The following is a 12,828-nucleotide window of genomic DNA, read 5'->3' as shown; positions in this document are numbered from 1 at the left end:
GGAATCACTGTTCTTGGGCAACAGAGGGCTCCTTGGTCGGATGTGCCGCTGCCGCGGAGCTGCGGGTCTCTTCGTGGTCCGGCTCCGCTGTCGGACCCGTCTTCTTTCCGGCAGCGGGCAAGGTGATCAGCAGCACAACCGCTCCGAGGAGTGCGATGGCCGCGATCCAGCCTGCGCCGACGTGCATGGCATGGATGAACGCATGGTCAGCGGCTTCGGCAAGAGCGGGCCGGTGCGTGGTGGTGGCGATGTGGCGGGCCTGTTCGGCGGAGACTCGCGCCTGTTCCCGCAGCGGGCCGGGTACGCCCTCCAGCGAAGGTTCGATCGCCCGTCGGTACATGATCGACAGGATCGTGCCGCCCACCGCGATTCCGATCACACTGCCGGTTTGCCGCACGGTGTTGGTGACGGCCGATCCCGCACCGGCCTGTTCCAACGGCAGGTCGCTGATCAGTGCGGCTGTTACGGGGCCGATCACCATGCCGATCGCCAGACCCTGTATCAACAGCAGGATCTCGATCCAGATGAAGGGAGTCTGGAGTCCGAGGAACCCGTACCCGCCCATGGTCAGCGCGCCCACGGTGATCGCCGGCACGGTGACGAGGCGGAGCGGCAGGCGGCGCACCAGGCGCGAGGCGAGAGGCGCCCCCGCGAGCGCGCCGGCCGCGGTCGGGATATTGGCCAAACCTGCCTTCGTCGGCGAAAACCCGAGCGCGCCTTGCAGGTAGAACGCGTTGTAGAAGGTGATCGCGGCCACGCCGAAGAGCAGAAGTCCGAGCGCCGCATTGCCGCCGCTGAACGCACGTTGCGCGAACAGTCGCGGGTTGAAGCTGGGCGCCTTGACACGCAGTTCGACGAGCACGAAAACAACCAGCAGAATCAGACCGGCAACGATCGGCGCCCAGACGTCGGTACGAGTCCACACCGTCACCTGCCCCGCCCGGATCAGCCCGTAGGCCAATGCCACGAGGCCACTGATCGACAGCAACATTCCTGCGGGGTCCATGGGCCGCAGAATGGGGCTGCGGAAATTAGGAACCAGCACGACGAGCCCGATCAACGCCAATGCCGCGACCGGGACATTGATCAGGAAGACCGAGCCCCACCAGAAATGATCCAGGAGGAACCCTGCCAGTACCGGGCCGGCAGCCATTCCGACACCGGCCGACGTCGAGAAAATGCCGATGGCGGCAGCCCGTGCGGGGCCGGTGAAAGTCCACATGAGGATGGCCATCATGGCGGGCGTGATCAACGCGCTGCCCATGCCCATCACGGCTCGGGCCGCAATCAGCTGGCCCGCATCGCTTGCGTACGCAGCCCACAGCGAGGACCCCGCAAAGATCACCAATCCACTGGAAAACACGGTCCGATGCCCGAACCGGTCCCCCAATGCCCCTGCGGTGAACATCAATGTGGCGAAGGCCAGGGTGTACGAACCGGTCGCCCATTGCAGTTGACCGGGATTAGCCCCCAGTCCACGAACCGGGTCCGAAAGGGTCTCCAGCGCGGCACTCAGGACGGTATTGTCCAGCCAAATTAGCAGCGAACACAGCATGAGAATGGCGAGAATCAACTGCTGCCTGGGCTTGGGCAACGTTGGAGACGCAGTCATGAACACCTTCGGATATCGACCGGCAGGAACGTGAACGACTGGACCATAAGTAAACGCTAGGGCACTGTCAAGCTCCGATTTCCTCGCCAGGACCGTTGCGATCGAACGGAATATATGCCCTCCGCCGGATTTGCAGACCGACCGCTTTTATGCCCCTGACGGATTTGCGAGTCAGGGGATTTCATGCCCTCCAGTGAGCGGTCGCACCGCGTCCCGCGACCGTCGAATGCTCGGTGCACGCGTGCGGAGCTCAGCCTCACGGTGGCCCGCAGATTCAGCGTCGGCGCGGCGATCGGCTTGGCCTCGCGTTCGGGGTAGATCCTCACGTAGCCGCCCAAGGCGACCAGGCCATGGTCGTCGACGGGAGTCAGCGCGTTGTCCCGGGACAGGATCTGCCCCAGTGCGTCGGTGAGCACCAGTCGCTTGAGTTCGGGGTCTTCCGGGGAATAGGTGTCGATCATCGCGACGCCCACGAGCTCGACGCCGTCGTCTTCGAGCCGCCGGGCGATCGCATGGGCGAGCGCACCACCGATCGAATAGCCGATGAGCGCCACCGGGCCTCGCCCGCGTTCCGACGCGACGGCCGCGGCCAGGCTCTCGATCGCCGCGGGCCAGGAGCTGCGCGGCCGGGCGCCGTGCGGCGGCCTCGTCGGCGGGGTAGGTGGTCATCAGAGCCGAGCTCGCGATCAGCAGGGGCATCGCCTCTGCCAGCTCACCGCGTCCGTGCGCCGCCGACACCAGGTCGGTGATCGTGCCGCGCACGCCGGCGGGTACCTGCTCCCCCACCCCGGTGTCGGATTCCTCGATCAGCGACAGCACCAGCTTCGCCACATCGGTGGCGGTCGGGTGGTCGAAGATCAGCGTCGACGGCAGCGTCAGCTCGGTCAACTGTGCGAGCCGGTTACGGAATTCGATGGCCCCGAGGGAGTCGAAACCGAGTTCGGTGAACGGCGCGTGCGGGTCGATCGCGTCGCCGGACAGGTGGCCGAGGACCGCCGCGGCGACGTTGCGCGCCTCTCGGACGATCACACCGTCGCGGTCGGCCTCGGGCTCGGGCAGTGCGGCCAGCTGCCGCACCAGGCTGACATCGGCACTCGCGGCGGCCGGGGGAATCCGGATCATGCCGCGCAGTACCGCCGGCAGCGTGCCACCGCGCGCCAGGGCGGTGAGCGCCGTCGTGTCCAGCAGTGCCGTGGCCAGTGTCGCCCGGTCGGTCGCGAGTGCGCTGTCGAACAGCGCCATCCCCGACTCCGGGTCGATCGGGATCAGGCCCAGCCTGGCCCGGATCTGGCGGGCGTACTGCTCGGCGCCGTCCCCGGAGAGCATCCCCGCCATGCCCACGGTCCACAGTCCCCAGGCCAGCGAGTGTGCGGGCAGGCCCGCGCCGCGCCGTACGCGTGCCGGCGCGTCCAGCATGCTGTTCGCGGCGGCGTAGTCGCCCTGTCCTTGTCCGCCGAGCAACGGCGCGGCGGACGAGAACAATACGAACGCCGACAGCTCCAGATCGCGACGCGTGGCTCACCCGCAGCCTGCTGGTCTTGACGCGCTCGGCCATCAGCCTCGACCCGAGCGCCGACACCGCCTCGGTGGTCCCGGAGAAGACCACCGCGTCGCGAGCGTCACTGCGGCCAGCGACACCGCGGCGACCGCCGGATCGGTATGACCCGCCGCCAGCAGCTCCACGGCCCGACGATGCGGGAACCGCCGTGCGCTGTGCGGTGAATCGGCTGGATCCGCGGGACTTCAGCATGGCAGCAGATTCCATGATCGGCCCGACCGCTCGGTCTCGATCCTCCGGCGGATGCCCCCCGAACCAGGTGCCGGGAGGGGTCAGAGCCAGCCCAGGCGGACCGCTTCCATGCCGGCCTGGAAGCGGCTCTGGGCGTTCAGCCGTTTCAGGATGTCCGCCATCAGGCGGCGGACCGTGCGGATGGAGACGCCCAGTTTGCGCGCGATGCATTCGTCGGTGAGGCCGTCCTCCAGCATCTTCAGCAGCGCAAGGTCCCGCTCGCTGGGGCCTTCGCACTCGGGGGCCGGCGTGTCACCCAGGGGGGCCGCGCGTTCCCAGATGAGGTCGAAGAGTTCGTTGAGGGCTGTGACCACGCTCTTGAGGTGGATGACGAAGGCGCCCTCGCGGCTGACGTCCTGGCTCACGGGGAGGACGGCGATGGAGCGGTCGCAGAGGATCAGCCGCATGGGGAGGGACGGCACCGTTCGGGACTGGCCGCCCCGAGAGGTGAACCAGGCGGCGTAGTCCGCCGTGGCGTTGTCGTTGCGCACGCTGTCCAGATAGACGGTCTGCATGCGCACGCCGCGGCCCAGGTTGTGCTCGTCCAGCGGGCGGCACGCCTCCAGCGCGGCGGGGCTCAGGGCGCCTCCGGGCATGAAGGCCCGGACCTCCGTGACGGCCTGCCGGGACAGCTCCGTCAGCCGGCTCCGCACGCCCTCCACGCCGGCGACGCGCTCCACGCCCTCGGCGCCCGCCTGGGCCCGGATGGAGGCATACTCCGACGTGAGCGAGGCCAGGATGGCCCGGTCGCGGGAGAGCTTGGCGCGCCGTTCGTCGAGTTCGGCCTCGACGCCCTGGAGCAGCGGTGCCAGTCCCACCTCGGGACTGGCCGGAACGAAGCGCTCGACCTCGGTCGACGAGCGCAGCAGGGACAGCTTGGTCAGCCGGTCGAGGGAGGAGCGCACCTCGTCCCCGGCCAGGCCGAGATTGGCCTCGATGTCGCGGATCCCCCAGCTCGGATGCAGGAGAAGCATCCGGTAGACATCGTGATCCTGCGCCTGCAGACCGACGCTTTCCAGCACTTCAGCCCCCCGTGCTCGCCTCGGTAGGGGTCTCCCCCGGTGCGTTGCGGACAGCATACCTATGGCCATGATCGAGTACGGGGTCCCCCGATCGGGTCTCCTCTCCCACTGGCCGCTCGGTGTCATGGCACCAGGCGGCCCGCCGAACACCCGTCCCGGTCGCCGTACCCGCCCCTACGGTGACTGCGTGTATGCCATCAAGGTCGTTCTGCAACCGGCCGAACATCCCTCGTCCCCGGGGCGGCAATCCTGGGAGGCCGTGGCCGGCCGGCTCCAGCGCGACGACCCGCAGCCCGGGATCGAGCACATCGCGGCGGTCCTCACGCCGCCCTACGTCGTGGCCATGACCTTCGTCGTGGCCACCGATCTGAGGCAGGCCGAGCGGCTGACGCTCGCCGCCTGGACCTCCTGGCTCGCGCTCACCCGACTGACCGACTGGCGACTTGTGTCCTGTGCCTGCGATCTGTACCTCGGTGTCTGGGCGACAAGGGAATTGGCCATTCCGGATAACGGGGCGAACAGTTCCGGTGGAGATGGCACATGGTTGCCATGACCTACTGAGGCCAGCGGCAGGGGCTGACATCGAGTTTCGGTGGAGCCAGGATTGATCCAGGCAGCCGGGGGGACGCCTTCCTCACAGTGGAACGGACCGCCGGGTGGGAACTCCCCGGCCTCTTCCCGACCAGTTCAGACATGCCGCTCGATTGCGGCCGAAACCAGCGAGGCGAGAATGAACCGATGTACGACGTGGGTTTCCCGGGCAGCACTGCTTTCCGTGCTCCTCGCCATTCCATCGATTTCCACCGCGCAGGCGGACGCCTCCGAAGTCACCACCCACGCCACCCAGTCGGTCGGCGAGCAGCCGGCCACGGGAACGCTGTCGCACGGCAACACCGACAACTGGGCCTGGGACTGAGCCCCGCCGGCTCCACTCGGACCACCCGAGTGCGACGCCGTACGGCAGCGGGCGAACGAGAACAGTCTCAGGCAGCAAAGAGGTGCGATGTCGAATCCGCTCAACGAACCCCATGACCGCTTCTTCGTGGTGGTCAACCTCGAAGGCCAGTACGCACTGTGGCCCGAATGCGCGCAGGTCCCCGCCGGCTGGACGGTCACCCACGGTGCGGCCGACCGCGCCGCCTGCATCGACTTCGTCACCGCGGAGTGGACGGACATGCGGCCGCTCAGCCTCGTGGCGCACTTCGCATCGCGGGGGCGGAATTCCACCCCTTCTCCCATCGAATCCGGAGGTTCCCCGTGGGGGTAACCGGCCACACTGGATCAATCTTCCGGAACAGGGCATTCGCCCTCTTCTGGTCGAGCCAGTCGATCTCCTTCCTGGGCACGCAGGTGACGTACGTCGCATTGCCCCTCACCGCGGTGGTCACCCTTGAGGCGACGCCCATGCAAGCGGGACTGCTGAGCGCGCTCGAAACGCTGCCGTTCCTGCTCTTCGGCCTCTTCGTCGGTGTTCTGGTGGACCGCCGAGCCCGGCGGCCGATTCTCATCCTTGCGAATCTGATCAGGTTCTTCGCACTTGCCTGGATTCCCGTGGCCTATGCGCTCGACATCCTGACGATCTCTCAACTCCTGCTCGTGACATTCCTGGTGGGTGTCATGACGGTATTCTTCGAGATCGCCTACATGTCCTATCTTCCGGGATTCGTCGAACGCGAACGGCTGATGGAGGCCAACAGCAAGCTGCAGGCCTCCGCCTCGGCCGCGGAGGTCGCGGGCCCCGGCATCGCCGGCGGTCTGATCAGCGTGATCAGTGCGCCCGCGGTGATCGCCATCGACGCCGTCAGCTACCTGGTCTCCGCCCTCGCCCTGATCGGGATGCCGGCCGACGCCGCCCCCCAGAAGGAGGGGGACGCCGAGGAGAAGCCGTCCATCGGAGCCTCGCTGCGCGAAGGCTTCGCCGTCGTCGCCCGGAGCACGCTGCTCCGCTGGTGCACCTTCGCGGTCTTCTTCCTCAGCCTGTTCTTCAGCTCGGTGATGGCCCTCTACTTCCTCTTCCTCATCCGTGAGGCCGGGATCGGCTCCACGGCCGTCGGCCTGATCGTCGCGGTCGGCAGCCTGGGTGGACTCGCGGGCGCCCTGCTGTCCGAACGGTTCAACGACTGGCTGGGCCTCGGCCCGACCCTGGTGTCCGCGCTGGCCCTGCCCGGCGTCGGATTCCTCCTGCTGTCCCTCGTGGACGGGAACACCACCGGTTCCGTCGTCCTCGCGGGTGCTGCCACCTTCATCGGGTTCTTCGGCATCCCCGTGTTCGACGTGACGGTCATCAGCTTCCGTCAGTCGATCACTCCCGACCACCTCCAGGGCCGGGTGAACGCCACGGTGCGTTCGATCTCCTGGGGAACCCTCGCCCTGGGCTCCCTGATGGGCGGAGCCCTGGCCAGCGCCCTCGGGCTGCGCGAGGCCCTCGTGATCTCGGCCGCCGGCCTCTTCGTGCCCGCGGTGCTCCTGCTCCTCTCCCCGGTGCGCCGGATGCGGCATCCGCAGACGCCGTCGGACGACTCGGCCGAGCCGAGCCCCGTCGGCTCCCACTGAGAAATCCCGCTCAACGCAGCGGTCGGACGGGCCCGCCCCGTCCCACCGCCGGTGAGCCATGCCCTCCGAAGGAGAACCCCCACGTGGCGGACCTCGCATACTGGCGGGACCGGCTCGAAGACACGCCCTCTTCGTCCGGGCTGCCCACCGACCGGATGCGGCCCCCTGTACGGCGTACCGCCGCAGGCTCCGTACCGATCGTGCTCGGCAGCCCGACCGCCGAGCGGCTGGACCGGATCGCCGGCGCCCACCGGACCACCCGGTCCACGGTGCTGACGGCCGTGTTCCAACTGATGCTCGGCCGGTACGCCGGAGCCACCGACGTCTGCGTCGGCATCCCCGCGCAGAGCGACCCGGGCAACACCCTTGCCCTGCGGTCGCGCTGGGACGAGGCGATGAGCTTCGCCGCGTTCCTCGCGCTGGTGCGGGACGGAATCCTTGCGGACCTCGCACACCAGGACGTGCCCTTCGAGCAGGTTCTGGCAGCGATCCGGCCGGCCGGTGACGCCGGCCGAACGCCGCTGTTCAGGACGGTGACGGCCGCGCGGGACTCCCGTCCCGCCGTCCCCGTGGACCTCGCCCTGCTCTGGGACGAGAGCGCGCCCGAAACCGGAGCGCTGCGCGGTGAGTTCGCGTACGACGCCGACCTCTTCGACCGTGCCACGGTGGAGCGGTTCGCGGGCCACTTCACGGCCCTGCTGGAATCGGCCCTCGCCGCACCGGAATCCGCCCTCCGCGAGCTCGTGCACACCGGCGCCGAGGAGCGGGCACTCCTGGCCGCCTGGGGGACGGAACCGGCGCGGAACTCCGCGGCGAGTGCGGTCGAGGCCTTCCTGGAAATCGCCCTCACCACGCCGAACGCGGTGGCGCTGGACTTCCCGGACCAGGTGCTGACCTACGGCGAACTCCGGCGCCGCGCCGAGCAGATGGCGGGCGTGCTGCGGGGACGCGGCGTACGGGAGGAGAGCGTCGTCGGCCTGGCCGTGGAGCAGTCCTCGGCCCTGGTCGTCGCCATGCTCGCGGTCGTGCTGGCCGGCGGGGCGTACCTGCCGCTGGACGCGGGCCACCCGGACGCGCGGCTGGCCCACATGGTGGCGGACAGCGGGGCACGCCTGGTCCTCGCCGACCGCGACCTCACCTTCGTGACCGAGGTGCCCGTCCTGCGGATCGGTGACCTCTCGGCCCTGCCCGCCGCACCGGCCGGTCTCCGGCCGCCCCACCCCGAGCAGCAGGCCTGCGTCCTCTACACCTCCGGGTCGACCGGCCTGCCCAAGGGTGTGGCGATCACCCACCGCGGGATCGTGCGCCTGGTGTGCGACACCGACTACCTCGGCTGGAGCCCGTCCGACGTGGTGGCCCAGGTGGCCAACACCTCCTTCGACGCCGCCACGTTCGAGATCTGGGGGGCGCTCCTGAACGGCGCCCGCCTGGTGGGCGTGCCCAAGTACGAGGTCCTCGACCCGGCCGCGCTGCGTGCGCGCATCGCCGCCGACGGCATCACCACGATGCTGCTCACCACGGCCGTGTTCCACCGGTGCGCCGACGCCGACCCGGCCATGTTCGCGCCCCTGCGCACCCTCTTCTTCGGCGGCGAGGCCGCGGACGCCCGGCGGGTGAACGCCGTACGGGCGGCCGCTCCCGGGGTCCGGCTGGTGAACGCCTACGGCCCGACCGAGGGCACCACCATCGCGAGCCGGCACGACATCGCGACCCCGACGACGGATGGCCGGGTCCCCATCGGCCGCCCCATCACCGGCACCGTCCTGCACGTGCTCGACCGCCACGGCAGGGAGACCGGCGTCGGCGTCCCCGGCGAGCTCCACATCGGCGGGGCCGGTCTGGCCCGCGGCTACACCGGCCGCCCCGGCATGACGGCCGAGCGCTTCGTACCGAGCCCGTTCGGCGACGGCGAGCGCCTCTACCGCACGGGAGACATCGCCCGGTGGCGGGAGGACGGCGAGCTGGAGTACCTGGGCCGCGCCGACGGCCAGGTGAAGATCCGCGGCGTACGCATCGAGCCGGACGAGATAGCGAACGTGCTCCACAGCTGCCCGGGCGTGCGTGAAGCGGTGGTCGCCGTGAAGGGCGAGGGCGAGCGGACGGCCCTGGCCGCGTACCTCGTCCTGGCCGACGGCAAGCGGGCCGAACCGCACGCGCTGCGGTCCTTCCTCGCGGAACGGCTGTCGGCCGCGATGGTTCCCACCTGGTACGTGACCCTCGACGAGCTGCCGATGACGCCGAACGGCAAGGCGGACCTGAAGGCGCTGCCCGAGCCTGCCGCAGCGGACGGCGCCCTCTCCGGGTCCGGCGTCCCGCCCCGGGGAGCGACGGAGAAGCTGGTCGCCCGGGTCTGGTCGGAGCTGCTGGGGCCCGAGGACATCTGCGCCGACGACGACTTCTTCGCGCTCGGCGGGAACTCGCTGCTGGCCTCCCAGACCGTCGCCCGCGTCGCCGGGGAACTCGGGGTGGTGCTCGGCCTGCGGGACCTGTTCGCGGCGCCCACCGTGTCGGGGTTCGCGCGCCGCGCCGCGGCGGCCGGCTCCGCCGGGGCACACCTGCCGATCCTGCCGGTGGGTAGCGGGCCCCAGCCGCTCTCCTACGCCCAGCAGCGGCTCTGGTTCCTCGACCGGCTGGCTCCCGGCAGCCCGCTGTACAACGTCCCCCTCGCCCTGACCTTCACGGGCCCCCTCGATCCGGCGGCCCTGCGCTCGGCCCTGCGGGAGCTGCTCCGGCGCCATGCGGCGCTGCGCACCCGGCTGGTGGAGACCTCGTACGGCGAGCCGGTCCAGGTGACGGACGACGGCGACGGCATCGAGCTGACCACGGAGGACCTGCGGCACGTGCCCGCGGCCGAGCGGACCCGGACGGTCGCCGGGCGCGTACGGGAGGAATCCGTAGGGCCGTTCGAGCTCCTCGGCGGCCCGCTCGTCCGCCTCCGCCTCCTGCGCGTCGAGGAGCGGCGGTCCGTCCTGCTGATGACCGCGCACCACGCCGTCATCGACGGCGGGTCCGTCGGGGTGCTCCTCCGCGACCTCGGAGCGCTCTACCGGGCCGCGCTCGGCGACGGGAGCGAACCCGCACTGTCCCCGCTCCCCGTCCAGTACCCGGACTACGCCGTCTGGCAGCGCGCGCTCCTCGACGGTCCGCTCCGCGAGGAGCAACGGGGCTACTGGCGCGCCTGCCTGGCCGGCGCGCGGCCCGTCCTCGACCTTCCCACCGACCGCCCGCGCCCTGCCTCCCCCCGGCACATCGGGGACACCGTCGCGGTACGGCTGCCGGCCGAACTGACCGCCCGCCTCGGCGAGGTGAGCCGGGCCCTCGGCGCGACCCGCTTCATGACCCTGATCGCCGTCCTCTCGCTCCTGCTCGGCCGGTACGCGGGGGTCCGGGACGTCAGTGTCGGCACCCCGGCGTCCGGCCGTTCCCGGCCCGAACTCGAAGACGTGGTCGGCTACTTCGTGAACACGCTGGTGCTGCGATCGCGCTGGGACGAGCGGCAGACCTTCGCGGAGTTCCTCGGGACCGTACGGGAGGGCGCGTTGGGCGCCTTCGAGCACCAGGACCTGCCGTTCGAGCAGGTGGTGGAGGCCGTCCGGCCGCCCCGCGATCCGAGCCGGACCCCCCTGTTCCAGGTGATGATGGCCATGCAGAACGTGCCCGAGCGGATGCGCGTCGCGCCGGATCTGACGGTGGCCGTGCACGAGCCGGCCAACCCGGTCGCGAAGTTCGACCTCACCCTGGTCTGGGAGGAGTCCACCCTCGAGGACGGGGCGCTCCGCGGCACGATCGAGTACGACGTCGACCTGTTCGACCGCGAGAGCGTCGAGCGGTTCGCGGGACGGTTCACCACCTTGCTGGAGACCGTCCTCACGGCGCCCGACACCCGGCTCGCGGAGGTGTCGGTGCTCGACGCCGCCGAGCGGGCATCCCTGGTGGGCAGCCGGCCGGAGAAGCCCGCCGGCGCCCCCTCGCCGGCTCCGGCCACGCTGCTCGGGCTGCTCGCGGAGGCCTCCGGCCGCTGGGGCGGACGGACCGCGGTCAGCCAGAGCGGCCGGTCCGTGAGCCACGCCGAACTGGCTGACCGCTCGGACCGGATCTGCGCCCACCTGCTGGACCGGGGGGTGACGCGGGGGAGCACGGTCGTCGTCCGCATGGACCGCGGCCTGGACTGGCCCGCGGCGCTCATGGGGGTCATGAAGGCCGGCGCCGCCTATGTCCCGGTCGACACCGCGGCTCCGCAGCGCCGGCTCGGCCACGTGCTCGCCGACTCCCGGGCCGTGATGGTCCTGGGCTCCGCGGCAGCCGGGGTACCGGAGACCGGCGGTGTCCCCTTCACCACCGTCGAGGAGGCGCTCCGGGCGGGCGGCCCGGCGCCGGACCGGACCGCCGGCACCGTCCACCCGATGGCAACGGCCTACGTGCTCTACACCTCCGGCACGACCGGAACGCCCAAGGGCGTGTGCGTCACGCAGGCCAACCTGGCCCACACGCTGCGGGCCGTGGCCGACCGGTACGGGCTGCGTCCGGACGACCGGGTCCTCCAGTTCGCCTCCCTCGCCTTCGACGTGGCCGCCGAGGAGCTGTTCGCCACCCTGATCCGGGGCGGGCAGGTGGTCCTGCTCCCGGACGGACCGGTGCCCGGCATCGCCGAGCTGACGGAGCTGGCCCGGAAGGAACGGCTGAGCGTCCTCAACCTGCCCGCCTCGTACTGGCACGAGTGGGTGTCCGTGCTCGACCGCCACCCGGTGACCGGCTTCCCGGCCCTGCGGCTCGTGGTGGTCGGCAGCGAGCGGGTGGACGCGGGCCGGCTCGCCGAATGGCAGGCCGCGGCCCCGCCCGGGGTGCGCTGGCTCAACGCCTACGGCCCGACGGAGACGACCATCACGGCCACCCTGCACGAGCCCGCCCCGGAGATGTCGGGCGGGGCGACCGTACCGATCGGCAGGCCGCTCCCGGGCGTGCGCGCCTACGTGCTGGACGAGCTGCTCCGGCCGGTTCCTCCCGGCGTCCACGGGGACCTCCATCTCGCCGGCCCCGGCGTGTCCCAGGGCTACTTCGGGGACCCCGGCCGGACGGCCGCGGTGTTCCTCCCGGACCCCTGGGGGCTGCCCGGGGAGCGCATGTACGCCACCGGCGACCGGTGCCGCGCCGCCGTCGACGGAACGCTGGAGTTCCTCGGCCGCGAAGACGACCAGGTCAAACTGCGCGGCTTCCGGATCGAGCTCGGTGAGATCGAGGCCGCGCTGAACGCCCACCCGGAGGTCCGCGAGGCGGTGGTGATGCTGCGCCAGGACGTACCGGGCCGCCCCGCACTGGCCGGATATGCCGCACTCGCCGGCGCCGCCACGGCCGCCGACCTGCGCGAGCACCTGGCGGCGAGGCTGCCGGAGTACATGGTGCCCACCGCGATCGTCCTCATGGACGGGCTGCCGCGGGGCGAGCGCGGCAAGATCGACCGCCGTGCCCTGCCGGACCCCGGCACCGGGGGCGGACTCCCCGCGCGCATCCCGCCCAGGGGCGGGATGGAACGGCTCGTCGCCGACGTCTGGACCGAGGTGCTGGGGGTCGAAGCGGTGGGCGCGGAGGACAACTTCTTCGAAGCCGGGGGGCATTCGCTGCTCATGCTGCGGGTGCAGGCCCGGCTGACGGAACGGCTCGGACGGCAGATCCCCGTGGGCGATCTGTTCCGGTTCCCCACCGTCCGGAGCCTGTCCCGGCATCTCGCCGACGACGGGGCCCGTCCTGCCACCACCGGCGAGGCGGGGCGCCACCGGGCGGCCGCACGTAAGGCACAGCTGCGCGCACGGACACCGCGGAGGACCGCGCGGTGACGTACGAAACCTTGGAGACAC

The 12,828-nt window shown here is 71.0% G+C and carries 8 protein-coding genes and 1 pseudogene; 5 read left to right on the top strand and 4 right to left on the bottom strand.

The genetic code is table 11. From position 1 onward, the window contains the following. Positions 1-4: 4 nt before the first annotated feature. The 4 genes and pseudogenes from ACWCP2_RS24990 to ACWCP2_RS24975 all read right to left on the bottom strand — a co-directional run bounded on the left by ACWCP2_RS24990 (position 5) and on the right by ACWCP2_RS24975 (position 4,375). Positions 5-1,612, bottom strand: a complete 1,608-nt coding sequence (locus ACWCP2_RS24990; protein ID WP_450910813.1) for an MFS transporter — start codon at positions 1,610-1,612, stop codon at positions 5-7. A gap of 56 nt (positions 1,613-1,668) precedes the next feature. Further along, positions 1,669-2,205 carry a thioesterase domain-containing protein gene (locus ACWCP2_RS24985; RefSeq protein WP_450910846.1) on the bottom strand — a complete coding sequence of 179 codons (537 nt, stop codon included), beginning with the start codon at positions 2,203-2,205 and terminating at the stop codon, positions 1,669-1,671. Between the two features lie 235 nt (positions 2,206-2,440). Continuing rightward, positions 2,441-3,109 (bottom strand): annotated as a pseudogene (locus ACWCP2_RS24980) (beta-ketoacyl reductase); the annotation flags it as partial. 333 nt (positions 3,110-3,442) lie between these two features. Continuing rightward, positions 3,443-4,375: a LuxR C-terminal-related transcriptional regulator gene (locus ACWCP2_RS24975; RefSeq protein WP_450910812.1), complete on the bottom strand. Its 933-nt coding sequence runs from the start codon at positions 4,373-4,375 to the stop codon at positions 3,443-3,445. Between the two features lie 235 nt (positions 4,376-4,610). On the opposite strand from ACWCP2_RS24975, the gene ACWCP2_RS24970 reads away from it, so the two are divergent. The 5 genes from ACWCP2_RS24970 (at position 4,611) to ACWCP2_RS24950 (ending at position 12,807) form a co-directional block, all read left to right on the top strand. Then, positions 4,611-4,976, top strand: a complete 366-nt coding sequence (locus ACWCP2_RS24970; protein WP_450910811.1) for a hypothetical protein — start codon at positions 4,611-4,613, stop codon at positions 4,974-4,976. Positions 4,977-5,198: 222 nt separating this feature from the next. After that, positions 5,199-5,339 carry a hypothetical protein gene (locus ACWCP2_RS24965; protein ID WP_450910810.1) on the top strand — a complete coding sequence of 47 codons (141 nt, stop codon included), beginning with the start codon at positions 5,199-5,201 and terminating at the stop codon, positions 5,337-5,339. 87 nt (positions 5,340-5,426) lie between these two features. After that, positions 5,427-5,690, top strand: coding sequence for an MbtH family protein (locus tag ACWCP2_RS24960; protein ID WP_450910809.1), 264 nt, complete (start codon positions 5,427-5,429; stop codon positions 5,688-5,690). Further along, the gene (locus ACWCP2_RS24955) at positions 5,681-6,976 is read left to right on the top strand and encodes an MFS transporter (RefSeq protein ID WP_450910808.1); all 1,296 of its coding nucleotides are present in this window, start codon (positions 5,681-5,683) and stop codon (positions 6,974-6,976) included. The genes ACWCP2_RS24960 and ACWCP2_RS24955 overlap by 10 nt, the downstream gene beginning before the upstream one ends. A gap of 83 nt (positions 6,977-7,059) precedes the next feature. Continuing rightward, positions 7,060-12,807 carry an amino acid adenylation domain-containing protein gene (locus tag ACWCP2_RS24950; RefSeq protein ID WP_450910807.1) on the top strand — a complete coding sequence of 1,916 codons (5,748 nt, stop codon included), beginning with the start codon at positions 7,060-7,062 and terminating at the stop codon, positions 12,805-12,807. Positions 12,808-12,828 lie beyond the last annotated feature (21 nt).

This window comes from Streptomyces sp. NPDC002104, assembly GCF_053593795.1.
This window is presented reverse-complemented; position numbering and strand designations above follow the sequence as displayed.